Raw genomic sequence first — 24,921 nt, 5'->3', positions numbered from 1 at the left:
AGAGGGCGATGGACAATCTCTCGGAACTCCTCCACGGCTTCACCATCGCGGTCACCGTGCCGCATCTGGCCTTGATGGCGGTCGGCGTGCTGCTCGGCATTCTCGTCGGCGTGCTGCCGGGGCTGGGCGCGCCGAACGGGGTTTCGCTGCTGCTGCCGCTGACCTTCGGCATGCAGCCGGTCTCGGCGATCATCCTGCTCTCCAGCATGTATTGGGGCGCGCTGTTCGGCGGCTCCGTCACCTCGATCCTGTTCAACATCCCCGGCGAGCCCTCTTCGGTCGCAACCACATTCGACGGCTATCCGATGGCGCGCGACGGTCGTCCGACCACGGCGCTTGCGACCGCGTTCGGCTCGGCCGCGTTCGGCGCGCTGATTGGCGTCATCCTCATCACCTTCCTGGCCTCCTGGGTGGCGCAGGTCGCGCTCGCCTTTGGGCCGGCGGAATATTTCGCGGTCTACTTCCTCGCTTTCGCAAGCTTCGTCGGCATGGGCGGCGCGGCGCCGATCAAGACCGTGGTCGCGCTCGCGATCGGCTTTGCGATTGCCGCCATCGGCATCGACACCGTGTCAGGCAGCGTCCGCCTCACCATGGGCATCGACGAACTGGTCAAGGGCGTGAACTTCGTCGTCGCGGTGATGGGCCTGTTCGGCATCGGCGAACTCCTGGTCGCGGTCGAGGAGGAATTTCACGCCCGCGCCGTCTCCTCCAAGATAGACTGGCGCGAGGTGTTCCGCGCCGTCGGCCGCCTGCCGCGCCACAGCGTTGCGCTGCTGCGCAGCGCTGCGATCGGCTGCTGGATGGGGATCACTCCGGGCGGCCCGACCGCGGCCTCCTTCATGAGCTACGGCATCGCCCGCCGCTTCTCGCGCCGCGGCCGCTATTTCGGCACGGGCGAGGTCGAAGGCATCATCTCGCCCGAGACCGCCGATCATGCCGCCGGCACCAGCGCGCTGCTGCCGATGCTCTCGCTCGGCATTCCCGGCTCGGCCACCGCGGCCGTGATGATGGGCGGGCTGATGATCTGGGGCCTCAACCCCGGACCGATGCTGTTCGTCGACCAGAAGGACTTCGTCTGGGGGCTGATCGCCTCGATGTATGTCGGCAACATCGTCGCGGTCGCGCTGGTGCTGCTGACCGTGCCCGTCTTCGCCGCACTGATGCGGATCCCCTTCGTGGTCATCGCGCCGCTGATCGTGATCATTTGCGTCGTCGGCGCCTATTCGGTGTCGAACTCCTATCTCGACGTGGTGATGATGCTCGGCTTCGGCGTGGTCGGATATCTCTTCAAAAAACTGTTCTATCCCCTGGCGCCGTTGGTGCTCGCGATCGTGATCGGGGACAAGGCCGAGGATGCGTTCCGGCAGTCGATGCTGATGTCCAAGGGATCGCTCGGCATATTCTTTGCCAACAAGCTGGTGACGAGCCTGGTGGTGGCGGGCATCGCGCTACTTCTGCTTCCGCTCGTGCTGCAACTGTTCGCACGGATCTTCCGCAAGTCCGCCAGCCATGAAACGACGAGCCAGGAAAAGGTGATCATATGACTGCGAAGCCGCTGATTGCGCTGGCGATGGGGGATCCAGCCGGCATCAGCCCGGAGCTGACGGCGAAGCTCGTGGCGCAGGACGATATTCGCGCACGGTGTCGGCTCGTGGTCATCGGCGACCGCCGCATCTTCGACGAGGGCGCGAAGGTCGCAGGTGTCTCGCCGCACCTGACGGCGGCGGCGCAGGACGCCGATTTCGATGAGCTGCCAGGCGATACGCTGTTCCTCGATCTCGGTCACCTCGATCCCGCGCGGGTGGAGCGCGGCGTCGCGGGCCTTGCGGGCGGGCAGTTCGCGCTGGCCAACTACAAGCGGGCGCTCGAATTCGGCAGGGATGGCCGGGTCGATGCCGTCTGTTTCACGCCCTTCAACAAGGCGGCGATGCGGCTCGCACGCTCGGATTATGACGACGAGATCGCCTTCTCGGCGGAGGTGGTCGGGCTGAGGACGCCGGCCAGCGAGTTCAACGTGCTGGGCGAACTCTGGAATGCCCGCGTCACCTCGCATATTCCGCTCAAGGACGTCGCGGAAAAGCTGTCCAGCGAACGCATCCAGCGCGCGCTCAAACTGACCGATACATGCATGCGAAATGCCGGCTTCGCGCGTCCGCGCATCGCGGTCGCGGGCCTCAATCCGCACGCCGGCGACGGCGGCAATTTCGGCCGCGAGGAGATCGATGTCATTGCGCCGGTGGTCGAAGCCGGCCGGCGCGACGGCATTGCCGTGGAGGGGCCGTTTCCCGCCGACACCGTGTTCCTGCGCGCCAAGGCCGGCGCCTTCGATGCGGTGCTGACGATGTACCACGACCAGGGCCAGATCGCGATGAAGCTGATGGGCTTCGATCGCGGCGTCACGCTGCTCGGCGGCTTTCCGTTCCCGATCTGCACGCCCGCGCACGGCACCGCGTACGACATCGCGGGGCAGGGCGTCGCGTCGACGGGCGCCAGCCGCGCCGCGGTGCTGCTCGCGGCGGAGATGGCGGCGCGCCGGGCCGGCTGACTGGGCCGGCGCGCCCGCCGGGAAAAACCGGAAACCTTCGCGGTCTCACCGAGTTGCCAATCCGACGAACGTCTCCACGTCGGAGTTGGAACATGGCGGCAATGAAAATTGCTCTCGCCGTCGGACTCTTCGCCCTGACGGCCGCGCCAGTGTTTGCCGCCGGAATGGACGCGGCCGCGATCGCTTCCGCCGAGCCGTCGAAGAAGACCCTCTCGAACGAGAAGCCGACCGCGGCTGGAGTGCGTCTCCAGGTCCTGCTGGACAGAGCGCACTTCTCGCCCGGCGAGATCGACGGCAAATTCGGAGAGAACGCCAAGAAGGCGCTTCGCGCTTATGCCGAAGCGCGGCAATTGCCGAACTCGGATCAACTGACGGATGACGTCTGGAAGGCGCTCCAGGCGGACGATCGGCAGCCGACGACGACGTACACCATCACCGACAAGGACGTCGCGGGTCCGTTCCTGCACAAGCTTCCGTCGAAAATGCAGGAGATGAAGGACATTCCTCATCTCGGCTACACCAGCCCGCGCGAGGAACTGGCCGAGAAATTCCACATGAGCGAGCAACTGCTGGCGGCGCTCAACCCTGGGCGCCATTTCGACCGCGCCGGCGAGACCGTCGCCGTCGTCGACACGAGCGATGGCGCAAGCGCGACCCCAGCCAAGGCCGACCGGGTCGAGATCGACAAGGTCAGGCAAACCGTAAAACTGTTCGACAAGTCGAATGCGCTGATCGGCTTCTACCCGGCGAGCGTCGGCAGCCAGGAGAAGCCGTCGCCTTCTGGCACGCTAAAGGTCACCGAGATCGACCGAAATCCGACTTATCGCTATAACCCAGCCTATCACTTCAAGGGTGTGCATTCCCAAAAACCCTTCAAGATCAGGCCCGGCCCGAACAATCCAGTCGGAATCGTATGGATCAACCTGTCCGCTGATGGCTACGGCATCCACGGTACGCCGTCGCCGCAGAACATCTCGAAGGGGCAATCGCATGGCTGCGTGCGTCTGACGAATTGGGACGCGGAGCGGGTCGCAGCCAGCGTCGCGAAAGGCACGCCGGTGGTGTTTACGGAAGGCGTCTCTCCGGCGGCCGCCAGATAGAGCTGCGCTTCGTCTGCTTCCTCTTTTGGGCTCCCTGAGAAAGGATGGTGCTTGATTGCGTCAAATGATTTCCTTTTGCGCACGCGGGTATCCGAACATTCGTCGAATGTGATGTGCAGTTTGTGCCAATGCGGGCGAGGTTATGGCACAGACTCGATAATCAGTGCCCCCCTGAGTTCGGCGTAGTGCAGCGATCTGGTGCCGGATTTCGATAACGTTCGTCGCAAATCGCGAAAGCAGATCGTTGCGCCGGATGCGGATCATGGTGGTATCCTGCTGCCGACTGCCCCAGAATTGTCGCGCTTCACCAACAGGGTACGGCCATGGGCCAATTCCTTCTGGTTGATTCGAAAAAACTGGATGGCTTTGAAGGTCTTCATCAGGCCGTCCATGGATCGCATGTCGACGTGATGCAGCTCGGTCGTGGGCGATTGCACGGGACGTTGTCGCATATCGGCATCGGCGATTTCTCGCTCAGCATCGGCGCCTTCAACGTCGGCATGCGCACGCAGCGCGTCTCCAGCGATGACAAGCTGATCATCGGAATGTTGCTGGCGGCCGAAGACCGCGTCGCACACTGGTCGTTCGACATGCAGCTCAACGACGTGCTGGTGATCCCGCCGCTGCTCGAGCATGACGGGGTCTTTCACGGCGGGTCGGCTTACGCGGCGATGCGCCTCGATATCGACGACGTTGCCTCGCTGTTCGGCGGCGATGCGCGGTTGAGCGATCCCGACACATGGCGCACCCGCGGCCATTTCAAGGCAGACCTCGAGACCGGCGCGATCGCGAGCCGCCGCCTGGTCCGGATCATGTCGCATCTGCGGACCCGGAACGGCAGCCTGACCCCGTCGACCGCCGAATACTGGAGGCGGGCGATCGCCGAGTGCATGGCGATCAACGTCATGTCGTCGCTTCCCCCCGATGACAGCGGCTGGCTGCCGTCGGCGCGGCGGCTGATCCGCAAGGTGGAAGACTATCTCGATGCGATGGGCACGCGCCCGGTGCATGTGTCGGAAATCTGCGCCGTCCTGGGCGTGTCGCGGCGGACCTTGCATCGCGCCTTCCAGGAGGTTTTCGGTCTCGGCCCGGTCAGCTTCCTCCGGCACAAGCGGCTCTGCACGGTGCATTCCGTCCTGCGCCAGAGCGCGCCCGGCTCGACAACCGTGGCGTCGGTGGCGATGGAGCAGGGTTTTTACGAGCTCGGTCGCTTCGCGCAATATTACCTGGCGATGTTCGGAGAGCGCCCGTCAGAGACGCTCGGGGCCACGACAGGGCAGATCGAAGGCGATGGCATCGGCGGAGCCTAGCGCCGCCGCGGCCATTGCAGCGCGCGTGTGCCAAGTCGTTCGACGAGGCCGAACAAAGTGCCATCAGGAGTCTGGACCAGGAATCCGCACTGCGGCTTCCTGGTCAGCGGTTACTCTTACGAAGGCGGGATTTGTCAGAGCCTCGCGAGCCATGTCGCGAGCGACGTCTTTCCGAGCCGGGCTTCACCAAGCGGGACCAGCGACGTGTCGTCAATGGTGGCGCCGTAATAGTGCGCCTTCGGGTCTCCCACCACAGTACGCTTGTCACCGGCCGCCTTCAGACGGCGCGCGACGAATTCGTTGAAGGGCGCCTTCTCGGGGCCCGCGAGATCGATCGTGCCATTCAGCGGTGGTCCCGTCGCGATGTCCGCGAGGCAATCAGCCACGTCGTCGGAGGCGATCGGCTGAAACGACGCCGATGGAACAACGATCCCGTCTCCGGAGACGCCAGCTTCGCCGATTGCGCCGAGGAATTCGAGGAACTGGGTGGCGCGAACGATCGAGTAGGGCACCGAGCCGGCCTTGACGATGCTCTCCTGTGCCAGCTTGGCACGGAAATATGCGATGTCGGGGGAGCGATCGGTCCCCACGATCGACAGCGCGACGTGATGCTTGACGGCCGCGGCGGCCTCGGTCGCGACGAGATTCTTGCTCGAACGCTCGAAGAACTCGAGCACGGCGGCAGGCTCCCAGGACGGCGCGTTGGCGACATCGACGACAACATCGGCGCCATCAAGTGCCGGAGCGAGGCCTTCCCCGGTCACGGCGTTCACCCCCGATCTCGGCGAGGCCGACACGGCGTCGTGGCTTTGCTGCCTGAGTTGCGCCACGAGCTTGGAGCCGATCAATCCGGTTCCGCCGATCACGACAATCTTCATGACAAGGTCTCCTGAGCATGTGCCGAACGTGACGTGATCAAGATCGTCAGCCACCACGTCACGCCGCTAAGCGTGATGCCAAGTGCAGCTTACCAGAGTAATGAGGCGAGCTCTTGCCGGAACATGCCTGCATGTGTCGGAAAATGGCTTTGGACGGCCGGTCGTCGCAAGCCGAGGCATGAAGACGCGCTGCGTCACAAGGGGGCCGCGTTCCCAGGGGTTCGACGAAGCGGATGGGTTAGGGAATGCCGAGGCAGCTGCGGGACGGTTGCCCGAAGCCTGCCGGTTAGAACACGATTCCAAGCAGCTTCTTGAGGAGATCCTCGAGCGGCATCATGGTCAGCAGGAGCGGGGCGATCGGCAAAGCCGTTCCGACCGCCAGCTGGATGATTGTTTGCTTGGTGAATGGGACGAGGCGCATTGTCCGGACCACCTCAAAGCTGTTGCCTAGATCGGCAAGCGACTGAATGTCGCTGCTGCCGACGAGCTGATCGTTCGAGGACGTCCCGCACCGCAACCATTTTGCGTCGAACTCGCGCACGTATCGTTCGGCGAGCGTGCCGTACTCCCGGAGGCCCGTCCGCTTGGCTTGGGCGAGTTGCGGCGCGAACACCAGCAGCGGCCCCAGCGCAACACACTCGAGAAAGACGACCAGCAACAGGATTTCGAGCATGAAGTCAGGCAGCTTGGCGCCAAGGTGATAGATGCGGTTGCCGAGAACGCCGGCAAGCAATGCGCCATGGGCCAGGAGGAGCGGGACGAACGCATATGCAATGTCCGACAGAAATCCAAGGCCCGCGACGCGATCCGGGTGCGTCGGCATCAGGCTCAATTCGAGGCGCGATACCTGCCAGAGAAAGCGCGCCCAGATGAACATCCGAAAGTACCATCGGCACAGCAGAAATTGGAAGATCGGCAGGCTCACATAGCTGAGCCACATCCCCGCGAGTGAAAACCGTGCACCGTCATCCGTGGGTCTCGCGTACCAGGTGACCGTGTCGATCGCGATGTAGTGTCGCCAGACGACCAGGATCCCGATCACGTACACGAACACGAACAGCAGGATTTCAGCAAGCATGGAGTTGCGCAGCCGAACGACCGATTCGATCGCCGAATTGAACCGCGACATCTGGTCTTCCGGAACCAAATTGCGCTCCAGAAACTGCTTCACGATCAGCCGCATGCGCTGGTGCACGATGAGCTCTGCTTCCAGCAGCAGCGGAATGGCGAGCAGGAATCGTGTGTAGACCTCCGCGTCGAACAGGAACGGAATCGCCACGCGGCCATGAAGCGCGGATCCCTCCAGAAGGGAAAGCGCAAGAAGTGGAAACCAGCAAAACAACGAGATCGCCAGCGTGCGCCGCGGCGCAAGTTCGAGCGTGTTCCCGGACAAATGCGTCCGACGCAGGAGTTGGAAGAGCGGACCTCCGAGGACCAGTGAAAAGTCCTGCGGATGATCGCCGAGAATTCCGCTACCGGGAGTCGAGCGAGTAGGCATCATCGGCTCATTGCGTCAGGATGGACCGGCTCATCAGCGAGCGTGTTAACCGACCTGATTGTTCAGCGTTACGGAAGCGAAGCAGCGCCCAGGGACATCTATCGGTGCCTTGCACGCATCCCTGACCTTGAAATTGGGCTTGATGATTGCAGGTGCCAGTGCGGGCCTGAGGTCGCGCGCGTGAGGTCCGGTCGGCCTCGTGGGCAGTCTGTCGCTCTTGCCGGCGCGAAACACGGTCTCATGCGTGTGGTTTGGAGTTTCTGCCGAACTCCAATGGGCGTTCTGGTGGACCGCAATCGAGCTGGAAATTCCGACCAGATAGGTGAGGGAGTGCAATGTGAGCGTCTTGATGAGCATGACCATTCCTCCCGTTGGCATTGCAAGAATCTATTGGGCTCACGCCGGCAGTCAGTGATTCAGCTTGGTCGACCGTGGCAAAATCAGGCGTCCAGCTGCGAAAGTCGATCACGGTCGAGGATCTCGACCCGACGTTGGGTCGGTCCCTCAAATCGCAAAATGTGCTCGTCTCGCAAGGTCGACAGCGAGCGCGAGACGGTTTCGAGGGTTAGTCCGAGATAGTCTGCGATGTCACGGCGTGTCATCGGCAAGTTCAGGACATCAGGCTGCGCCAGCCGCTCGTCCATTTCACGCAGGAATGCGGCCACCTTCTCCAATGACGTCTTCCGACCCAGGAGCAGCATGTGGTTCTCGGCATGCTGAAGATTCTGAGTGACGAAGCAGATGAGGTTTCCTGGTCCCGCCGCTTGACCCGGCATCGCTCCCAGGAGGTTGCTTTGCGTCATGATGCGAACGTCGGTTTCGGTGATGGCTTCAGCGGTGAAGCGATGCGCTTCGTTGTTCTCGAAGCCGAACATGTCGCCGGGCAAATGAAACGAGTTGATCTGGCGCCGGCCGTCCGGAAGCAGCTTGTAGGTGCGCACGGCTCCAGAAGTGATCTGGTAGACGAATTCCGCGTCCTCGCCCTCGCCGAAGATCTCGCTGCCTCGGCGATACCTGAACTCGCTGCAGCGCGCGCGATCACCTGCAACGGCGGCCAGATGACCATCGATAGGACGGCGGTGTGCCGAATTGATCCTCACCAGCATGGACGGACCTCCCGCTATTTTCGGGAAAATTAGGCAGGGACGGCCGGCGTGGATTTGATCGGGCGCAAATAACAGCGCGACTACGTATTTTCCCGAAGGTGGGCCGCGCTGTGCGCCAGTTTGGGGCCGCCGCGGCAAGAAGGGCCGCCGGTTCCTGCGGAACAGGGGGCTTTGGCGGCCCTTGATGTTTGCTCAATTGTCGGACTTCGGAGCAGCCCTATCCGGATAAGGAAGATTACCTCTTTCTAGCGATGGGCAAAGACAGGTGCGCACTCGATCTCGAGGGTCCAACTCAGGAATGTTCTCACAATAACGAAGCCAGCGAGAAGGCTCGGGTTCGCAAAAGTCAGCTCAATGGCAATCGTCTTCGCGATATCCGCCGCGACCAGGACTTCCGAGCCCGAGCAGCAGAGGGCGGGGGGGGGGGAGGGGTCGACGCCAGAACTCATGACTCTGACCTTCTCTTCGTCGTCGCGCATGATTGCGGCCTTGCTTGCGGGAACTGGCTATCCGCGTTCTGGCGCCTGCAACTTCGTCGGCCAGGCCCCAGCAACACCGGGGCCCGTCGTTGCCGCTGAGCAGCGGTGCGCCTATTGGCAGCGATGCATCCTGCCGTCATCCATCCTTGTCAGCGCGCCAGGTACACAGGTAATGCCGTTTCGCTTCCGGTATTCATCTGGAGACCATGCGTAAGCTCCATATGGGCCGCTCGCATCGTAGCCGCGATTTGGATAGTAAGGACCGCTCCCCCATCCAGCATAGGGTGAAGTTGCCGCGATCGCGGCCGCGGTGCCGACCGCAGCCGCGCCGACGCCGATGGCGCCCGCTCCGTATATGGCTCTTCGCGTTTGCCGGCGCGCGACTCCGGCAACGCTTACCGGGGTTAGAGGGCGCCCAACTCTTGCTTGCGCACTCTGGACCGACAGCGAGATACCGGCGGACTCCGACCATCCGATCGAGAACATGGCCGCACATGAGAAAGCACAAGCGGCCAAGACAATCTTTGGCGTATGTTTCATGATGGTTCTCCGTTTGATCAGAACTAACCTCCAAAAACTAAAGATGCTCAATTCGACGATGCTTGATCCGCATCAAGGATCTGAACACGTCGCTGCGCAAGCTGGGCTTGCCATCGCCGTCTGCTTGAGTGCGGATCTCGACGAAGGCGCGTTTGCGTGGAGGCTTTCATGCCCGTGGCGCGATACTTTCTATGCGTGGGGGCAGCTCTGATGTTGCTGCTCTTTCTGGTTGATGCATTGTGGCCGAAGCCTCGTGCGATCGAGAGCTATGAGGCGAACGCTGCCGCCGTGCCGACCCGCATTCACAGTGATCGGAAATGGCCGGAACGCATCGTGCTCGATACAAGGGATCGCAATCCAGTCGTTGCTGCCATGGTGGCGGAGACGCCCGCGCCCGAAGACGTCCCCAGCACTCCGATTCAAGCGCCGGAGCGCGAGTCTTTCGCGATGCTGCGACCAGGCCAGGCCGAGCCGTTGCAGTCGTCTCTGGTCAAACCCCAGATCGTGAGGGCCAAGGGGCAACGCCACGCCAAGCGACGAGTCCAGCCACATCGTTCGCTGTTTGCACAGCGCCTGCCGCCGCAAGGCTGGTTCGGCAACATGATGTGGTGAGATTTGCGGACCTGCATCCGCTCACGCTTGTTCGTCATATCGCGACGATTGTTCTGACTCGCGCTTTTGCAAACGGCGCGATCGTAACATGATGTCAGTGTTTTGCCCGACGTGTCAAACGGCTTTGCCCGACGTGTCACATGGCAAACGAAAAATCTCTCGTGAAAACAATCCTTCCGCTACTGTGCATGGGGTTGTTTTCGCGGATGGCATCGAGCCCTACGGGGAGCAGACGATCACGCCGTACCAGCCGAGCCCGCGATAGGTCTCGTAGCCGGGTGTCGCGTGGAACGCGACCATCGTGCCGGAGCGGTCGTGGTAGAAGCCGGAGCGTTGACCGTCCAGCGAGAGCGAGATGCGCTCGCTCAGGATGCCCTGGCCGTCGGAGGCGGCGATGACGCGGAAATGCGAGTCGACCAGCAGCACGCGGGCCTTGTCGTTGTCGCCGACGCGCACGCCTTGCACGATCGCGCGCGCCTGCGGCTCCCAGTCGAAATGGATGGCGAGCACGCCGACCGGCGCCCCGTTGGCCTGGCCGCCGGCGCGGACGCTGGCGCAGTAGGTCGCGACCTGGGCGTTGCCGAGCAGCGGCTGGTTCTCGATGTCGCCGGCGACGTAGTCGTCGCCCGAGCGCAGTGTCTTCGCTTCGCGAAACCATCTGGTGTGGGCGACGTTCTGGCCGACCACGCGAAAACGATCCGCGCGGCCGTTGGCAATGACGTTGCCGTCGAGGTCGCAGAGCCAGAGGTCGAGATAGACGGTGTAGGCGCCGAGGATGACGCCGAGCCGCTGCGAGGCATAGGTGACGGCCGCCTGAGCCGGCGAGGCCGCGCAATCGACTACGGCGGAGTCGGTCGCCCACCAGCGGACGTCGCAGGTGCGCTCATAGAGGTTGCGGTCGATCAGCTCGACGGCGTTGAGCGACAGGTCCATCATGCGCTCGCCGCGCGAGCGCTGGCTCATGCGCTCGATCGAGGCGACGAGGTCGCCGGTACGCTTGGTCAGCTGCGTTTCGAGTTCGCGAGCGATGGTCTCGACCTGCTGGCCGACGCCGCGCACCTCCTGCGCCACCACGGCGAAGCCCGCGCCTTGTGCGCCGGCGCGCGAGCTCTCGATCAGCGCGTTCAGCGCCAGCATCTTCATCTGGTTGGTGATCTGCTGTATCGACTTGGTCTTGTCGACCGCGATCTGGTTGACCTCCGCGGTCAGGCGGTTGATCAGCGCGGAGATGTCGGAATCGTCGTCGGCGGGTTCGGTGGTGACAGGCTTGGTTTTCAGACCCAGCGCAGCAGACATCGGGGGCTTCCCTTGGCAATGAGGTCTGATCTGCAATGAACCCGGAACAACGACTTACAGATCGAATAAGACTCGTTTTCGAAGATTCCAGCTAACGCTCGCTTAATTTGCTGTCCGCGCCGCTGCTCAAATGGTAGTCAACCCGCTCGGCATTTCAGCAATCCACCGTTTTCTGGGCCGCTGACATTGCAAATGGCCAGGGATTCCCGGTGAATCCCGCAATCGAAGGCGGCTGGTTGCGCCGCTGCTTGTGCCGGTCCACTCGAACCCTCGAATCATGACGCCGCCCGCCACCGCCTTGCCCGTCGAAATGCCCCAGGCCTTCCTGGGCGTGGCGCGCTCGCTCACCGACAAGCTCTGGCGCAGCCGGCTGGATGCGCGCGGTGCCGCGACGGCGCTCGCCATCGTGCAGCGTCACCAACTGCCGGAACTGCTGGCGCGGGTGCTGGCTGGCCGCGGGGTCGAGATCGACGCCGTGCCCGACTTCCTCGATCCGACCATCCGCAAGCTGATGCCCGATCCGTTCACGGTGACGGAGATGGAGGCCGCCGCAAAGCGCATTGCGGACGCCGCCGCCAGCAGCGAGACCGTCGCGATCTTCGGCGACTACGACGTCGACGGGGCGACCTCGGCGGCGCTGCTCGCCTGGCATCTGCGCCATTGCGGCCTCGATCCGCTGATCCACATTCCCGACCGCATCTTTGAGGGCTATGGCCCGAACGTCGAAGCTGTGCGCGGGCTGGCGGCAAAGGGCGCGACGCTGCTCGTCACGGTCGATTGCGGCACCACCAGTATCGAGCCGCTGGCCGAGGCCAAGCGCCTCGGCATGTCCGTCGTCGTGATCGATCACCACCAGGCCGGCACCGAGTTGCCGGAGGTGGACGCACTGGTCAATCCGAACCGGCTCGACGATCTCTCGGGCCTTGGCCATCTCGCCGCCGTCGGCCTCGTGCTGGTCACGCTTGTCGCGGTCAACAGAGAACTGCGCCAGCGCGGCTTCTGGACCGCGGAGATGCCCGAGCCCGATCTGCTCGGCATGCTGCATCATGTCGCGCTCGGGACCGTCGCCGACGTCGCCCCGTTGATCGGTCTCAATCGCGCCTTCGTCGCCAAGGGGCTGATCGCGATGCGGCGGCGCGACCATGTCGGCCACACCGCGCTGATGGACGTGGCGCGGCTCAATGGCCCGCCGGAGGCCTGGCATCTCGGCTTCATGCTGGGCCCGCGCGTCAATGCCGGCGGCCGCATCGGCCGCGCCGATCTCGGCGTGCGGCTTCTGCTCGAAGGCGACAGCGTCGAGGCGGCGCGGATCGCCGCCGAGCTCGACCGCCTCAACAGCGAGCGCCGCGTCATCGAGCAGGCCGCCGAAGCGCAGGCTGAGGCGGAAGCGCTGGCGTCGATCGGGCTGGAAGACAAGCTCGGCGTCATCGTCACGGCGTCCGAAGGCTGGCATCCCGGCGTGGTCGGTCTCGTTGCCTCACGGCTGAAGGAGAAGTTCTCGCGGCCCGCTTTTGCCATCGCGCTGGAGCCCGGCGGCATCGGCACCGGCTCGGGCCGCTCGATCGCCGGCGTCGATCTCGGCAAGGTGGTCCGGCAGGCGGTTGCCGACGGCATTCTGCTCAAGGGCGGTGGCCACGCAATGGCCGCGGGCGTCACGTTGCGGAAAGAGAAGCTCGCTGAATTCCGCGCCTATCTCGAGAACGCGCTGGCGCAGGCCGTCGCCGAAGCGCGCCACGTCAACGAGCTCTACATCGACGGGGCGGTCTCGGCGCGCGCGGTGACGACGGAGCTTGCAACCACGCTAAATCGCGCCGGGCCCTTCGGCAGCGGCAATCCGGAGCCGGTGCTGGCGCTGCCGGCGCATCAGCTCGTCTTTGCCGACGAAGTCGGGCAGGCGCATCTGCGTCTTCGCTTCAAGTCGGGCGACGGCGCCATCGTCAACGGCATCGCGTTTCGCTCGGTCGGCCAGAAGCTCGGCAACGCACTTGTGGCCAATCGCGGCCAGCAGCTGCACGTCGCAGGCTCCCTGTCGGTCGACCGCTATCAGGGTGCCGAGCGCGTGCAGTTTCGCGTCATCGACGTCGCACTACCGGACCAGGGGCCATCCGTGATTAGATGACGGAACGAAACAAACAAAAAGAAAGGGAGTGAACATGGCGGGGCAGGTTGAAGGCAAGGTCGCGCTGGTGACGGGCGGTGCCTCCGGCATCGGTGAGGCCATCGTCGAGTTGTTTGCGCGCGAAGGCGCGACTGTCGTCATCACGGACATCGACGAATTGCGCGGGCCCGAACTCGCCAAGCGGGTGGCAAAGGCCGGCGGCAAGGCGATATTCCTGGAGCAGGACGTCACCAGCGAGGAGCGCTGGATCGAGATTGTCGCCGAGATCGGGAAACGTTACGGCCGGCTCGATATCATGGTGTCCAATGCCGGCATCGGCATTGCCGTGCCCTCGATCACCGACATGACGCTCTCTGACTGGCGCAAGCAGAACGCCATCAACCTCGATGGCGTGTTCCTCTCGGTCAAGCATTGCCTGCCCTTGATGCGCAAGACCGGCGGCGGCTCGATCGTGATGATGTCCTCGCTCGCGGGCTTGCGCGGCGCGCCGGGTCTCTCGGCCTATTCGCTGACCAAAGGTGGTGTGCGGTTGTTCGCCAAATCGATCGCGATGGAGTGTGCTGCCGCCAGCGACGGTATTCGCGTCAATTCGGTGCATCCGGGGATCATCGACACGCCGATCTGGGGCAAGATCCCGACGGGCGCGACCGGTGCAGGCCAGAACGCGCCGATTGATCCGGAGGAGCGCGCCAGGGTCGCGACCCCGCTTGGCCGCGCCGGCCAGGCCGCGGAGATCGCCTCCGGCGTGCTGTATCTGGCTTCGGACGCCTCGCGCTACGTCACCGGCAGCGAGCTCGTCATCGACGGCGGCATGAATGCCGGCGGCGTGCCGCGGCGGGCGTGAGACGCGCAGGGCAGGGTGGCGGCCACTGGGGCTGACGCGCGGGCATCGGCCCTGTAGAACGCTGCCGTCTCCTGCCCGAAAGAGGTCTCCTTCGCCATGGCGCACAGCCTTCACGCCTCCTCACCTGCGCCCGTCCGCTCCAACCGGCCGGACCTCGCGACCGACGCGATCCGCACCGCACGCGAAGATCTCGCCGCTTGTTTCCGCATGGCTGCGCGCAACGGCTTTGAGGAAGGCATCTGCAACCATTTCTCGGCTGTCGTGCCTGGCCATGACGATCTCTTCCTGGTCAACCCCTACGGCTATGCCTTCCGCGAGTTGACGGCATCAAAGCTGCTGATCTGCGACTTCCACGGCCATGTGCTCGACGGCGAGGGCGAGCCCGAAGCGACCGCGTTTTATATCCATGCCGAAATGCACAAGCGCCTGCCGCGCGCCAAGGTCGCCTTCCACACCCACATGCCCTATGCGACGGCACTGTCGATGACCGAGGGCGATCCCTTGATCTGGGCCGGGCAGACCGCGCTGAAATTCTACGGTCGCACGGCAGTGGATCGCAACTACAACGGCCTGGCGCTCGACACCAGCGAAGGCGCACGCATCGCGTCGGCCGTCGGCGATGCCGACATCGTCTTCATGAAGCATCATGGCGTCATGGTGCTGGCGCCGACGATCGCGGAAGCCTGGGACGATCTCTACTATCTCGAGCGCGCAGCCGAAGTGCAGGTGCTGGCGATGTCGACGGGACGAAAAGTTCTGCCGGTCGATCCAGCGATCGCGGCCGCGACCTACAAGCAGATGCGCGAGGGCGATTCCGAATCCGCACGGCTGCATCTCGCCGCGATCCGACGGCAACTCGATGCGGAGGAGCCGCAGTACCGGCACTGAGGCTGCTTAAGATCCCTGCCGTAGCTTCGCCAGCACCTTCAGCCCGCCATATCCATCGGCGGGCGCGATCCCGGCGCGCTGCTGAAAATCCTTGATCGCCTTCATCGTGTCGTTGCCGACGCGGCCATCAGTGCCGCCGGTATCAAAGCCGGCCTTGGTCAGCCGCGTCTGCATTTCCTGCACTTCGGCGAGTGTCAGGATGCGCTCGGAGCCGGGGAAGGGCTGGATGAAGGGCGGAGCGCCAAGGCAGCGATCGCCGAGATGGCAGATCGCGAGCGCGTAGTTCATGGAGGGATTGTAGCTCTTCACCGAATAGAAATTCGGTCCCAGCAGGAAGGTCGGCCCGCCCGCGACCGGCGTCCACATCCGCGCAGATGCGTTGGGCTGCGGGAACGGCTGGCCGTCGGCGCGGGTGATGCCAGCTGCCTGCCAGGCCGCATAGGTCCGGCTGCCGCTCATTTCACTGGGAGAGCGCACCTCGTAGCCCCAGTGCTCGCCACGGCGCCATTTGCCGCGATTGACGAGATATTTTGCCGTCGACCCCAGCGCGTCGTCGGGCTTGCCGAACGGCGAGACCTTGCCGTCGCCGTCGTAGTCGATGCCGACATTGAGCCACACCTCCGGCATCCATTGCGAATTCCCCATCGCACCGGCCCATGAGCCGCGCATCTCCTCGGGCGTGCTCCAGCCCTTGTCGACGATGCGTAGCGCATTGAGCAGTTCGGCCTCCCAATAGGCCTTGCGTCGCGGTTCGTTCCAAGCGAGCGCGGCGAGCGACGGGAACACCGGCGTCATGTGATTCTGCTGCACCAGGGGATCGCCGTAGGCGGATTCCACGCCCCACAGCGCCAGCAGCGTGCCGCGCTCGACACCGAAATCGCGCTCGATACGCGCAAACAGCGCTTGGTTGTTCTTCAGCGCGATCTTGCCGTTGATGATGCGCCAGTCGGAAACGCGGCGGTTGACGTATTGCCAGAGCTGTTCATGGAATTCGGGCTGGTTGCGCATTTGCTTGAATACGCTCATGTCGGGCTCGACCCGCGCCATCGCGCGTTGCCAGGTCGCAGCCGAAATGCCCTTGGCCATTGCGCGCGCACGAAAGCCTTCGCGCCATTCATCGAAGCCGGGAGGCGATGCGAGGGCGAACGTCGGGGCCGCAAACAGCGCGCTTGCGCCAACCGTGGATCGAAGCAGGGCGCGGCGGGTGACGCGATTGGCCGAGGAATCAGCTTGTTTCATCGCGGCATTGTAGCCGGAATCCTGCACATGTGGGGCGGTTCCTGGAATATGAGCGACTCTCCAGTCCTACGTTCCATCCGGAACAAAGTGTCGCATGTCCGCATTCTCTCCGCACAACATCGAGGAGGACAATATGAAGAAATATCTGCTTGCGGCTGCCATGGTCACTGCTATTGCGGCCCCCGCTTTCGCGGATGAGGTCGGTGTTCACGTCGGTCCGGTCGGCGCCGGCGTGACTGTCGGCGAGTCCCATGAGTATCGTGACCGCGATCGCGATCGGACCACGGTCATCAAGGAGCGTGCGCCCGCCGACCGGACAACGGTCATCAAGAAGGAAGATGGATTCGGCAACCGCAGCAAGACCGTGATTCATCACGACAACGATTGACGGAGCAGGGCCCCGGCTGATCGCCGGGGCCCGTCTTCAGCAAGATTTCGGGGTAGAATGAAGATACGCGCGCATGCGGAAAGCCATGTCGTCGAACTCGACGACGGATCGTGCTGGCGGATTTTCCCCGGCGATCTCGCATCGACGCTGAGCTGGAAACCTGAAACGGATTTGCATCTGGAGCCGAGCGGCGACCGGATGAGTTCGCATGTGCTGGTCAATGGCACGGACCGCAGCCGCGTCCGTGTCATCGCGGCCGGCGAGACTTGGCCGGACGGTGAAGTTGAAAAGGCGTTGAAGGGCGGATAGGGCAGCCAACAAGAATCTCAACTTGAGGGCTCTCTGACGGTGGCGATGGAGGAGGCGACTAGGCCCCCGTCCTGCAGATCCGTTGCGATGCCGGCAAGCCAGCGCCGGACAGTAGCTTCGGCCTTGCCGTCGAGCCTTGTTACCAGACGCGTCTCCAGGTCGATCACGCGTTCCCTGCAAGCTTTCAGCAGTGTCGATCCGCGCGGCGTCAGCGTCCATTGCTGGATGCGGCCGTGAACGGGATGCGGCGTCATCACGATCGCGCCGTCGCGATCGAGGTTGCGGATGATCACGCCGACGGTCTGCGGCGTCAGGAAGGTGAGGCGGGCGACGTCGGCACCTGACAATCCCGGATAGGCGTTCAGCATGGTCAGCACGGCGAATTGCGGCGAGGTCACGCCGAGATCGGCGAGCGTGCGTTCCATCTTCAGCCGGACGGCGGCGTGGGCTTGGCGCAGGAGATAGCCGAGATAGCCTTTCTCGCCGCGCTTGCCTTCGCCGGGGGCGGGTACACGTGTCGCAACCTCCCCCCTGAACGCCCTCTGCTCCGGTTTCGATTTCGTGATGCCGGTCGGCTTGCGCATAATATAAGGACTCTTATAAGATGTAAGTGGCCTTACAATAGCACGAGGTGAACGGCAATGTCACACCCCCGCAGCGAATACGAGGATTTCAAGCGGATCGCGCCCGATGCGTATGATCTGGTACTGGCGCTCGGACAGGTCGCGGCCAAGGCCGGGCTCGACAAGCAGCTGCTCGAGCTGGTCAAGCTGCGTGCCTCGCAGATCAACGCTTGCGCCTTCTGCGTTCAGCATCATGTGCTTCTCTCGGAGCGGCTCGGTGTGCCCGCCGACAAGCTGCATTTGGTTGCAGTCTGGCGAGAGGCGCCGATCTTCTCATCGCGCGAGCGTGCGGCGCTGGCTTGGGCCGAGGCATTGACCCTGCTGCCCGATGGTTTTGGCGAGGAGGTTTATGCCGAGGTGCAGCGCGAATTCTCCGAGACCGAGCTGATGTACCTGACGTCGGCGATCGCCTCGATCAACGTCTGGAACCGTTTTGGGGCCGCCTTTCGCTGGACGCCGCCGAAGCGCCAGGTGACGGCGAATGCGGCGGCATCTCGATAGCAACAAGGGGAAGGCCATGATCGCCATGGGTTTGGCGCCTGCTTCACGTCAATCGCGTTCGATGGCGCTCGCCGTCATCGGCGGGCTGGCTTGCGCGTTTGCGATCGGCAAGGTGCTGCCGGTCACTATGGACACCGTATCGGGCGCACTCGCTCCACTCTGCGCCACGGCCGCGGAGAGTTCGCCGCTCGACAAGGTCGAGCCGATCGGTTCCTACGCTTTGCCCAACGTTCCGGGAAAGCGCGTCACCATCGTGCGCGTGTTTTATGGCCCGGGCGGGTTTTCGCGGCCGCATCGGCATGCCGGCTCGGTGACCGCTTACATCACCAAGGGCGAGATCCGCTCCCAGCTCGCCGGTGGTCCGGTCGAGACGTTCGGTGTCGGTCAGTCCTTCTTCGAGCCACCGGGCGCCACGCATCTGGTCTCGGCCAATGCCAGCACCACCGAGCCGGCCGAATTGATCGCCGTGTTCGTGGCTGATGAGGGCGCGCAGCTCACGACCTATCTGGAGTGACTGGCCAATCGTATCCCGAATGTCGCTTCGCTCATCCGGGATACGCGAGCGGGTCAGCTTTGAGCAATGCCGCTTCAGTTCTCTTCGCTGCTCGATCCCTCGCGCAGATCCGGCTTGACCACATCTTCGGGCAGCGCATGCGCGACCGGTTGCGGGGTGCCTGCGATCTCCGTGCCGATCTCGTGCCCGCGAGCACGGATCAGGCGCTCATAGGCCGAGACCAGCGTGGCGTAAGGGCTGACCCAGATCCAGCCGTCGCGCGTGAACACCTGGACGTCGAAATGCAGGTGCATCGACGTACCCGCGGGATGGTCAAGGTAGTTCGAGATCACGCCGATCTTCTCGCCCTCAGTGACGATGCGGCCGTTGAGGATCCCGTCGGCGTTCAACGCCTGCGGATTCATGTGCATATAGCGAAAGCGGATGTGCTCGGTGCGGCTGTTGACCTCGAGCGTCGCGGCCTGATCCTTGGCGGCCCGGATCACAATTGCGTCGCGCACGGCAACGACACCACGCTGCTTGGGATCGCAGGGCTCTCGGGCATCGCCGGGCGAAGGACAGTCCGCAGCGCGGATATCCTCACCCTGGTGGCCGTAGCCGCCGCCGCACTGCCAGACCTCGAAGCTGCGGGACTCACAGAAATTGTCGCGCCAGGGATAGGCGGTCGGGCCGTCATCCTTGTCGCGCTTCGCGTAGGATTGCGAGTGCACGAAGGCCGGCGCCTTCTCGAGCGGAAAGCGGATCTGTGCATAAGCCATCGCATCGGGATGGCCGCCCTGTTTGCGATAGCCGGTGTTCGGGATGATGTCGCCGCTCGGCCGGTAGCTGAAATCTGCCGAACGCGCCGCGGGGCGATCGGTCACGTAGGATGCAATATCCATTAGCGGCCGCAGGCGCTGGCCGCCTGCGACGCGCAGCGCCTTCAGGAAGCGTTCGGCAACGGGATACGCCTCCTTGCAGGCGAGCCGCCGCGGTTTTGCGACGCTGTCGAGGCACTGGATCGACACCACATAGGCGACGCCGAAGCGCGTGAAGGCGTAACGCACGTAGCCTTCGCGGATAAACTTGCGCAGATCCGGGTAGATGGCCGCAAGCGCCTTGACCGGCTCGCCCTTGCCGCCCGAGGGATCGGCAATGTCGTAGACGAGCGCCGATCCCGTGATCTGAATCTCGACGGGCTTCGTAAAGACGCGCGTCGGCATGCCGTCACCGGCGCCGGGCTCGAGCGAAAAGCTCGCGCTGTAGCCGGCGGGGCCAGCGTCGAACATGTCGACGGGATTGAAATCGGCCTGGTAGCGCGATGGCGCGAGCGTGGCCGGTGCACCGCTGCGTTGCGCCTCGAGATAAGCCGCGGCGTCGAACGGCAGCAGCACGGGAACTGAGCTGCGGGCGATGCCGGTGAAGAACTGCGAGGAGACGGCGTTGAGCTGTACCAGCGCAGGCATCGCGCGAGGATCGAACGGCGGCACCGAACGGCGTGGCACGAAGATGAAATCGCCCGCGACCTGCGGGCGGCTGTTGATCTCGGAGCGGAGCTGGTCGAGCGCCGCGCGCCAATCGACGCGCAGGGCCGTGAGGGACGGGCTGCGGATTTCATCCGCAGCGAGAGGCGTGGTGGTGAGGAGCGAAAGCGACGCCAGAAGCAGCGAGACGAAGCGGAAACTCTTCCCAACCACTGTCTCGCCCCCCGGCGGCACCTGTCCCTGATCCCTCGCTTAGTCCTTGGCGCGCTCGGAGTAGGACCCGTCTTCAGTCATCACCACGATACGGGTGCCGACCGAAATGTGCGGCGGCACGGTGGTGCGGATGCCGTTGGACAGCACTGCGGGCTTGTAGGACGAGGAAGCCGTCTGGCCCTTGGTCACCGGCTCGGTCTCGACCACTTCCAGCGTCACGCGCTGCGGCAGCGCGAGCGAGACCACGTTGACGTCGTGGGTCGACAGCTTGACGGTCATGTCTGGCTGAAGATAGGCGGCGGCATCGCCGACGACGTCCTTGGGGACCTGGACCTGGTCATAGGTCTCGGGGTTCATGAAGTGGAAGCCGTCGCCATCTTCATACAGGAAGGTGTAGTTGCGCTCTTCGATCGTGGCCTTTTCGACCTGGTCGGTGGTCTTGTAGCGCTCGGAGATCTTTACCCCGTCCGAGATTCGGCGCATTTCGATCTGGCTGACCGGCGTGCCCTTGCCGGGATGGATGTTCTCGGCGCTCACGACGACATAGAGCTTGCCGTCTTGCTCGATCACGTTGCCCTTGCGAATAGAACTGGCGATGACTCTCAAAGCTATATTTCCTGCTTGCTTGGCCCGGCACCGGCCAGGACGTGGTCAAATCGATGGGGGACTTGGGGCCTCAAATCAGGCCTCGGCGCCCTTTTCGGGCCGCAACATACTGATTTTGCCGTTGGATGCCAGCACTTTGCTGGCTCAGAGGGCGGTCGGTTAATGGCTGGGGACAAGCCGATTTCGCCGTTCTGGAGCCCATCGCGGCATCTCGACCGGCGGCCATTCCTCCAGGCCAGGGGGGCCATCACCGGGGCTGTCAGGGACTTTTTCGCCGAGCAGGGCTTCGTCGAGGTCGAAACCTCGATCCTCCAGGTCTCCCCGGGCAATGAGACCCATCTGCACGCCCCCCGGACCGAGATCGTCCGGCCCGATGGCAGCCGGGCCAGCCGATACATGCGGACTTCGCCTGAATTCGCCTGCAAGAAGCTGCTGGCGGCCGGCGAGGAGCGGATTTTCGAGTTCGCCCGGGTGTTCCGCGACCGCGAACGCGGCGACCTGCACCTGCCCGAATTCACCATGCTGGAATGGTACCGGGCGGGCGCGCCCTACGACGCCATCATGGCCGACACGGTGGTCGTCATCGCCAGCGCGGCACAGGCGACGGGAATCGGGACCTTTGCCTTCCGGGGCCGGACCGCCGACCCCTTCGCCGAGCCGGAGCTTCTGACGGTCGCCGGAGCCTTCGAGCAGTTCGCCGGGATCGACCTGCTGTCGACAATCTCTGGCAACGAGGGTAACCGTGCCGGGCTCGCTGAGGCGGCAGCCGGCAAGGTCCGGGTGGCCGAGGACGACACATGGTCGGACATCTTCAGCAAGGTCCTGGTCGAACATGTCGAGCCGCATCTGGGGCAGGGGCGTTTGACCATCCTGTTCGAATACCCATCTCCAGAGGCGGCGCTGGCGCGGGTTAAAACGGACGACCCACGGGTCGCGGAACGGTTCGAGGTCTATGCTTGCGGGGTCGAACTCGCCAACGGGTTTGGCGAACTCACCGACGCTGAGGAACAGCGCAAGCGCTTCACCGAGTCCATGGCGGAGAAGCAGCGCCGTTACGGCGAGGCCTATCCGCTCGATGAGGACTTTCTGGCCGCCGTCGCCGCGATGCCGGAGGCGAGCGGTGTCGCGCTCGGCTTTGATCGGCTGGTGATGCTGGCAAGCGGTGCAACACGGATTGATCAGGTGGTGTGGACACCGCCCGCGGATGAGAGATGACGAAGACCAGTCTTTTGCGAACATTGCGCGAGCCGGCCGATCTCGCGGCCGCGGACCTGGCGCCGGCCACGGCGCTGCCCGCGCTGGAACGCGTTGCGGCGCGTTATGCCGTCGCGATCACGCCGGCGCTGGTTGAACTGATCGACACCTCGGATCCTGACGACCCCATCGCGCGGCAGTTCGTTCCGTCCGCCGCGGAGCTGGAGATGCAGCCCGGCGAGAGCGCCGATCCGATCGGCGACAATCCGCATTCGCCGGTTCCCGGGATCGTGCACCGCTATCCCGATCGTGTCCTGTTCAAGCTCGTTCACGTCTGCGCGGTCTATTGTCGCTTCTGCTTCCGCCGCGAGATGGTGGGTCCCGGCAAGGAGAATGCACTGTCGGACAGCGCCTACCGCGCCGCGATCGACTACATCCGCGCCCATAGCGAGATCTGGGAGGTGATCTTGACCGGCGGCGATCCCTTGATGCTGTCGTCGCGTCGGATGAGCGAGATCATGGCTGATCTTGCTGCGATCGATCACGTCAAGATCATCCGTCTTCACACCCGCGTGCCCGTGGCCGAGCCCGCGCGTATCACTGACGAGATGGTCGCTGCGCTGAAAGTCGAGGGTGCCACCACCTGGGTTGCACTTCATGCAAACCATGCGCGGGAGCTGACAAACATGGCCCGCGCCGCCTGCGCGCGGCTGGTCGACGCCGGCATTCCCATGGTGAGTCAGTCGGTGCTTTTGCGCGGGGTCAATGACAATGTCGTCGCCCTGTCGGATTTGATGCGGGCCTTCGTCGAGTGCCGGATCAAGCCGTACTATCTTCATCACGGCGATCTCGCGCCGGGGACGGCGCATCTGCGCACGACGCTGGCGCAAGGGCAGGACTTGATGCGGCAGTTGCGAGGGCGGGTGTCAGGGCTGTGTCAGCCGGAATACGTGATCGATATCCCCGGCGGCGCCGGCAAGTCGCCGGTCGGGCCGAATTATGTGTTGGCGGCGCAAAATACCGCAGCCAACGCGGGTGATGCGGTGACGGAAACGCGCTATCGTATCGTGGACTATTGCGGCGACGTTCATCTCTATCCGCCCGAAGCTTGAGCGGTGAGAGAAGGCTGGTTTGAGGAACGGAGGATCGGACATGAAGAAGTTCATGGTGGCAGCATCGCTCGTGGTCTTGCTTGGCGGTGCGGCGGTCGCGCAGACCGGGACCAAGGGCGCGACGTCGGGCGGCGCCACGTCAGGCACGCTGCCGCAGGCGCCCGTCGGTCACCGCCAGCCGCGCGCCGGCGACGTGCCGAGCGAGAAGAGCCTGAACGATCCGAACAATCCCGTGAACAAGGAAGACGCTCTGCTCGACAAGAAGATCAAGAGCATCTGCCGCGGCTGCTGATAACAACAACGGGCAGGGCGCGAACACCATCGCCCCGCCCGCCTTGGGCCCTGCTTACGCAGAACGCTCGTGCAGTCCGGCGCGCGCGGTGTTGCGGCGGATCTCGACCGCATCAGCGAGCTGCTCGAGCACCTTGGCAGTGGTCGCCCAATCAATGCATCCGTCGGTGATGCTCTGGCCGTAAGTCAGCGGCTTGCCCGGCACCACGTCCTGACGTCCGGCGACGAGATTGCTCTCGATCATCACACCCATGATGCGGTTCTCGCCGCCCGAGATCTGCCCGGCAATGTCGGCCATCACCAGCGGCTGGTTCTCCGGCTTCTTGCTCGAATTGGCGTGGCTCGCATCCACCATCACCAGCGGTGCAACGCCGGATTTCGCCAGATCGTTGCAGGCCGCCGCGATGCTTGCCGAGTCGAAGTTCGGCTGGCTGCCGCCGCGCAAGATGATGTGGCAGTCTTCGTTTCCCGCAGTCGAGGCGATCGCCGAACGGCCGAGCTTCGTCACCGCCATGAAGTGATGCGGATGCGAGGCCGACTTCACGGCATCCGCTGCGATCCGCACATTGCCGTCCGTGCCGTTCTTGAAGCCGACGGGGCAGGAGAGCCCCGAGGCCAGCTCGCGATGGATCTGGCTCTCAGTGGTGCGCGCGCCGATCGCAGCCCAGGAGACGAGGTCGGCGATGTATTGCGGCGTGGTCATGTCGAGAAATTCGGTGCCGGCGGGCAGGCCGAGATTGTTCACCGCCGAGAGCACGTTGCGCGCAAGCCGCAGGCCCTTGTTGATGTCGAAACTGCCGTCGAGATCAGGATCGTTGATCAGGCCTTTCCAGCCGACCGTGGTGCGCGGCTTCTCGAAATAGACCCGCATCACGATCTCGAGCTGGTCGGCGAGGTCCTCGCGCAGCTTGGCGAGGTGTTCGGCATACTCGATCGCGGCCTTGGGATCATGCACCGAGCACGGACCGACCACGACCAGAAGCCGGTCGTCCTGGCCGTTTAGGATGGCGTGGATGGCGTTGCGCGCCGCCATCACCACACGGGTTGCCGTGAGCGTGCGCGGGACCTCCCGCATCACGTCCTCGGGCGTGCTCAGCTCTTTCAGTTCGCGGATACGAAGATCGTCGGTCGTGCTCAGCACGGCGGGCTCCTGTTTGTTTCAGAACCTGCCGGCCAATAAAAAAGCCGCCAGGTCTGGCGGCTGTTCGGACGTTTGCTTCAATATTCTAGATTGAGCGCGATCCCCCTGCCGC

General features: G+C 64.0%; 27 protein-coding genes. 16 read left to right on the top strand and 11 right to left on the bottom strand.

Translation table 11 applies throughout. From position 1 onward, the window contains the following. Window positions 1-8: 8 nt before the first annotated feature. From QY049_RS04175 to QY049_RS04160, 4 genes are all read left to right on the top strand, one after another. Complete coding sequence (locus QY049_RS04175; protein WP_258761737.1) at window positions 9-1,544, top strand: tripartite tricarboxylate transporter permease; 1,536 nt, start codon at window positions 9-11, stop codon at window positions 1,542-1,544. Then, complete coding sequence (locus tag QY049_RS04170; protein WP_301269023.1) at window positions 1,541-2,545, top strand: 4-hydroxythreonine-4-phosphate dehydrogenase PdxA; 1,005 nt, start codon at window positions 1,541-1,543, stop codon at window positions 2,543-2,545. Before QY049_RS04175 ends, QY049_RS04170 begins: the two co-directional genes overlap by 4 nt. A 92-nt stretch (window positions 2,546-2,637) precedes the next feature. After that, entirely contained in the window at window positions 2,638-3,645 is a 1,008-nt protein-coding gene (locus tag QY049_RS04165) for a L,D-transpeptidase family protein (RefSeq protein ID WP_301269022.1), read from the top strand. A gap of 323 nt (window positions 3,646-3,968) precedes the next feature. Further along, on the top strand, window positions 3,969-4,955 hold the full coding sequence (locus QY049_RS04160) for a helix-turn-helix domain-containing protein (protein WP_301269021.1): 987 nt from the start codon (window positions 3,969-3,971) through the stop codon (window positions 4,953-4,955). Window positions 4,956-5,089: 134 nt separating this feature from the next. Here QY049_RS04160 and QY049_RS04155 read toward each other — a convergent pair whose 3' ends face one another. From QY049_RS04155 to QY049_RS04135, 5 genes are all read right to left on the bottom strand, one after another. After that, window positions 5,090-5,833, bottom strand: coding sequence for an SDR family oxidoreductase (locus QY049_RS04155; protein WP_301269020.1), 744 nt, complete (start codon window positions 5,831-5,833; stop codon window positions 5,090-5,092). Window positions 5,834-6,119: 286 nt separating this feature from the next. Then, window positions 6,120-7,226, bottom strand: a complete 1,107-nt coding sequence (locus tag QY049_RS04150) for a hypothetical protein (RefSeq protein WP_301269019.1) — start codon at window positions 7,224-7,226, stop codon at window positions 6,120-6,122. 150 nt (window positions 7,227-7,376) lie between these two features. Continuing rightward, window positions 7,377-7,688 carry a hypothetical protein gene (locus QY049_RS04145; protein ID WP_301269018.1) on the bottom strand — a complete coding sequence of 104 codons (312 nt, stop codon included), beginning with the start codon at window positions 7,686-7,688 and terminating at the stop codon, window positions 7,377-7,379. An 83-nt stretch (window positions 7,689-7,771) separates the two neighbouring features. Continuing rightward, entirely contained in the window at window positions 7,772-8,437 is a 666-nt protein-coding gene (locus tag QY049_RS04140; protein WP_301269260.1) for a helix-turn-helix domain-containing protein, read from the bottom strand. Window positions 8,438-8,682: 245 nt separating this feature from the next. Next, window positions 8,683-8,916 carry a DUF1622 domain-containing protein gene (locus tag QY049_RS04135; RefSeq protein ID WP_301269017.1) on the bottom strand — a complete coding sequence of 78 codons (234 nt, stop codon included), beginning with the start codon at window positions 8,914-8,916 and terminating at the stop codon, window positions 8,683-8,685. A 484-nt stretch (window positions 8,917-9,400) separates the two neighbouring features. On the opposite strand from QY049_RS04135, the gene QY049_RS04125 reads away from it, so the two are divergent. Both QY049_RS04125 and QY049_RS04120 read left to right on the top strand, forming a co-directional pair. Beyond that, window positions 9,401-9,667, top strand: coding sequence for a hypothetical protein (locus tag QY049_RS04125; protein ID WP_301269274.1), 267 nt, complete (start codon window positions 9,401-9,403; stop codon window positions 9,665-9,667). Next, entirely contained in the window at window positions 9,667-10,068 is a 402-nt protein-coding gene (locus QY049_RS04120) for a hypothetical protein (RefSeq protein WP_301269016.1), read from the top strand. The genes QY049_RS04125 and QY049_RS04120 overlap by 1 nt, the downstream gene beginning before the upstream one ends. A gap of 219 nt (window positions 10,069-10,287) precedes the next feature. Here QY049_RS04120 and QY049_RS04115 read toward each other — a convergent pair whose 3' ends face one another. After that, the gene (locus QY049_RS04115) at window positions 10,288-11,364 is read right to left on the bottom strand and encodes a methyl-accepting chemotaxis protein (protein WP_301269015.1); all 1,077 of its coding nucleotides are present in this window, start codon (window positions 11,362-11,364) and stop codon (window positions 10,288-10,290) included. 277 nt (window positions 11,365-11,641) lie between these two features. Between QY049_RS04115 and recJ the strand changes: the two genes are divergently transcribed. The 3 genes from recJ (at window position 11,642) to QY049_RS04100 (ending at window position 15,215) form a co-directional block, all read left to right on the top strand. Then, the gene (recJ, locus tag QY049_RS04110; RefSeq protein WP_301269014.1) at window positions 11,642-13,483 is read left to right on the top strand and encodes a single-stranded-DNA-specific exonuclease RecJ; all 1,842 of its coding nucleotides are present in this window, start codon (window positions 11,642-11,644) and stop codon (window positions 13,481-13,483) included. Window positions 13,484-13,517: 34 nt separating this feature from the next. Further along, window positions 13,518-14,327 carry an SDR family NAD(P)-dependent oxidoreductase gene (locus tag QY049_RS04105; RefSeq protein ID WP_301269013.1) on the top strand — a complete coding sequence of 270 codons (810 nt, stop codon included), beginning with the start codon at window positions 13,518-13,520 and terminating at the stop codon, window positions 14,325-14,327. Window positions 14,328-14,423: 96 nt separating this feature from the next. Next, the gene (locus QY049_RS04100; protein WP_258761726.1) at window positions 14,424-15,215 is read left to right on the top strand and encodes an aldolase; all 792 of its coding nucleotides are present in this window, start codon (window positions 14,424-14,426) and stop codon (window positions 15,213-15,215) included. Window positions 15,216-15,221: 6 nt separating this feature from the next. Here the strand turns inward: QY049_RS04100 and QY049_RS04095 are convergent, their stop codons facing one another. After that, complete coding sequence (locus tag QY049_RS04095; protein ID WP_301269012.1) at window positions 15,222-16,454, bottom strand: lytic murein transglycosylase; 1,233 nt, start codon at window positions 16,452-16,454, stop codon at window positions 15,222-15,224. 133 nt (window positions 16,455-16,587) lie between these two features. Here QY049_RS04095 and QY049_RS04090 point away from each other — a divergent pair, with 133 nt between their 5' ends. Next, window positions 16,588-16,842 carry a hypothetical protein gene (locus QY049_RS04090; protein WP_194482743.1) on the top strand — a complete coding sequence of 85 codons (255 nt, stop codon included), beginning with the start codon at window positions 16,588-16,590 and terminating at the stop codon, window positions 16,840-16,842. Between the two features lie 57 nt (window positions 16,843-16,899). Then, complete coding sequence (locus QY049_RS04085) at window positions 16,900-17,151, top strand: hypothetical protein (RefSeq protein WP_301269011.1); 252 nt, start codon at window positions 16,900-16,902, stop codon at window positions 17,149-17,151. Between the two features lie 17 nt (window positions 17,152-17,168). Here QY049_RS04085 and QY049_RS04080 read toward each other — a convergent pair whose 3' ends face one another. After that, window positions 17,169-17,738 (bottom strand): MarR family winged helix-turn-helix transcriptional regulator, encoded by a 570-nt coding sequence (locus QY049_RS04080; protein ID WP_301269259.1) that lies wholly within the window; start codon window positions 17,736-17,738, stop codon window positions 17,169-17,171. Window positions 17,739-17,792: 54 nt separating this feature from the next. On the opposite strand from QY049_RS04080, the gene QY049_RS04075 reads away from it, so the two are divergent. Both QY049_RS04075 and QY049_RS04070 read left to right on the top strand, forming a co-directional pair. Further along, a complete protein-coding gene (locus tag QY049_RS04075; RefSeq protein ID WP_301269010.1) occupies window positions 17,793-18,275 on the top strand; it encodes a carboxymuconolactone decarboxylase family protein in 483 nt (160 codons plus the stop codon). Between the two features lie 16 nt (window positions 18,276-18,291). After that, window positions 18,292-18,789 carry a cupin domain-containing protein gene (locus QY049_RS04070; protein WP_301269009.1) on the top strand — a complete coding sequence of 166 codons (498 nt, stop codon included), beginning with the start codon at window positions 18,292-18,294 and terminating at the stop codon, window positions 18,787-18,789. A 74-nt stretch (window positions 18,790-18,863) separates the two neighbouring features. On the opposite strand, the gene QY049_RS04065 is transcribed toward QY049_RS04070, so the two are convergent. Together QY049_RS04065 and efp are read right to left on the bottom strand one after the other, a co-directional pair. Beyond that, on the bottom strand, window positions 18,864-20,486 hold the full coding sequence (locus QY049_RS04065) for a M23 family peptidase (protein WP_301269008.1): 1,623 nt from the start codon (window positions 20,484-20,486) through the stop codon (window positions 18,864-18,866). A gap of 18 nt (window positions 20,487-20,504) precedes the next feature. Further along, window positions 20,505-21,071: an elongation factor P gene (efp, locus tag QY049_RS04060; protein WP_194476041.1), complete on the bottom strand. Its 567-nt coding sequence runs from the start codon at window positions 21,069-21,071 to the stop codon at window positions 20,505-20,507. A gap of 162 nt (window positions 21,072-21,233) precedes the next feature. Here efp and epmA point away from each other — a divergent pair, with 162 nt between their 5' ends. From epmA to QY049_RS04045, 3 genes are read left to right on the top strand one after another with little or no spacing between them, the layout of a single operon-like run. Next, window positions 21,234-22,286 carry an EF-P lysine aminoacylase EpmA gene (epmA, locus tag QY049_RS04055; RefSeq protein WP_301269007.1) on the top strand — a complete coding sequence of 351 codons (1,053 nt, stop codon included), beginning with the start codon at window positions 21,234-21,236 and terminating at the stop codon, window positions 22,284-22,286. Then, complete coding sequence (locus QY049_RS04050) at window positions 22,283-23,377, top strand: lysine-2,3-aminomutase-like protein (RefSeq protein ID WP_301269006.1); 1,095 nt, start codon at window positions 22,283-22,285, stop codon at window positions 23,375-23,377. Before epmA ends, QY049_RS04050 begins: the two co-directional genes overlap by 4 nt. Window positions 23,378-23,417: 40 nt before the next feature. Beyond that, entirely contained in the window at window positions 23,418-23,669 is a 252-nt protein-coding gene (locus tag QY049_RS04045) for a hypothetical protein (protein ID WP_194476038.1), read from the top strand. 54 nt (window positions 23,670-23,723) lie between these two features. On the opposite strand, the gene QY049_RS04040 is transcribed toward QY049_RS04045, so the two are convergent. Further along, complete coding sequence (locus QY049_RS04040; RefSeq protein ID WP_301269005.1) at window positions 23,724-24,809, bottom strand: 3-deoxy-7-phosphoheptulonate synthase; 1,086 nt, start codon at window positions 24,807-24,809, stop codon at window positions 23,724-23,726. Window positions 24,810-24,921: the final 112 nt, after the last annotated feature.

Origin of the sequence: Bradyrhizobium sp. WYCCWR 13022, assembly GCF_030435535.1 — a bacterium.
In the GTDB taxonomy this organism is placed as follows: domain Bacteria; phylum Pseudomonadota; class Alphaproteobacteria; order Rhizobiales; family Xanthobacteraceae; genus Bradyrhizobium.
Note: the sequence above shows the minus strand (reverse complement) of the source record. Positions and strands in the feature narration are given on the sequence as shown.

Coding starts and splice junctions, on each gene's coding strand:
- recJ (WP_301269014.1), top strand. CDS start 11,642: ATGACGCCGCCCGCCACCGCCTTGCCCGTCGAAATGCCCCAGGCCTTC.
- QY049_RS04070 (WP_301269009.1), top strand. CDS start 18,292: ATGATCGCCATGGGTTTGGCGCCTGCTTCACGTCAATCGCGTTCGATG.
- QY049_RS04145 (WP_301269018.1), bottom strand. CDS start 7,688: ATGCTCATCAAGACGCTCACATTGCACTCCCTCACCTATCTGGTCGGA.
- QY049_RS04135 (WP_301269017.1), bottom strand. CDS start 8,916: ATGCGCGACGACGAAGAGAAGGTCAGAGTCATGAGTTCTGGCGTCGAC.
- QY049_RS04100 (WP_258761726.1), top strand. CDS start 14,424: ATGGCGCACAGCCTTCACGCCTCCTCACCTGCGCCCGTCCGCTCCAAC.
- QY049_RS04115 (WP_301269015.1), bottom strand. CDS start 11,364: ATGTCTGCTGCGCTGGGTCTGAAAACCAAGCCTGTCACCACCGAACCC.
- QY049_RS04165 (WP_301269022.1), top strand. CDS start 2,638: ATGGCGGCAATGAAAATTGCTCTCGCCGTCGGACTCTTCGCCCTGACG.
- QY049_RS04085 (WP_301269011.1), top strand. CDS start 16,900: ATGAAGATACGCGCGCATGCGGAAAGCCATGTCGTCGAACTCGACGAC.
- QY049_RS04160 (WP_301269021.1), top strand. CDS start 3,969: ATGGGCCAATTCCTTCTGGTTGATTCGAAAAAACTGGATGGCTTTGAA.
- QY049_RS04105 (WP_301269013.1), top strand. CDS start 13,518: ATGGCGGGGCAGGTTGAAGGCAAGGTCGCGCTGGTGACGGGCGGTGCC.
- epmA (WP_301269007.1), top strand. CDS start 21,234: ATGGCTGGGGACAAGCCGATTTCGCCGTTCTGGAGCCCATCGCGGCAT.
- QY049_RS04095 (WP_301269012.1), bottom strand. CDS start 16,454: ATGAAACAAGCTGATTCCTCGGCCAATCGCGTCACCCGCCGCGCCCTG.
- QY049_RS04045 (WP_194476038.1), top strand. CDS start 23,418: ATGAAGAAGTTCATGGTGGCAGCATCGCTCGTGGTCTTGCTTGGCGGT.
- QY049_RS04155 (WP_301269020.1), bottom strand. CDS start 5,833: ATGAAGATTGTCGTGATCGGCGGAACCGGATTGATCGGCTCCAAGCTC.
- QY049_RS04175 (WP_258761737.1), top strand. CDS start 9: ATGGACAATCTCTCGGAACTCCTCCACGGCTTCACCATCGCGGTCACC.
- QY049_RS04170 (WP_301269023.1), top strand. CDS start 1,541: ATGACTGCGAAGCCGCTGATTGCGCTGGCGATGGGGGATCCAGCCGGC.
- QY049_RS04050 (WP_301269006.1), top strand. CDS start 22,283: ATGACGAAGACCAGTCTTTTGCGAACATTGCGCGAGCCGGCCGATCTC.
- QY049_RS04075 (WP_301269010.1), top strand. CDS start 17,793: ATGTCACACCCCCGCAGCGAATACGAGGATTTCAAGCGGATCGCGCCC.
- QY049_RS04090 (WP_194482743.1), top strand. CDS start 16,588: ATGAAGAAATATCTGCTTGCGGCTGCCATGGTCACTGCTATTGCGGCC.
- QY049_RS04120 (WP_301269016.1), top strand. CDS start 9,667: ATGTTGCTGCTCTTTCTGGTTGATGCATTGTGGCCGAAGCCTCGTGCG.
- QY049_RS04125 (WP_301269274.1), top strand. CDS start 9,401: ATGGCCGCACATGAGAAAGCACAAGCGGCCAAGACAATCTTTGGCGTA.
- QY049_RS04140 (WP_301269260.1), bottom strand. CDS start 8,437: ATGCTGGTGAGGATCAATTCGGCACACCGCCGTCCTATCGATGGTCAT.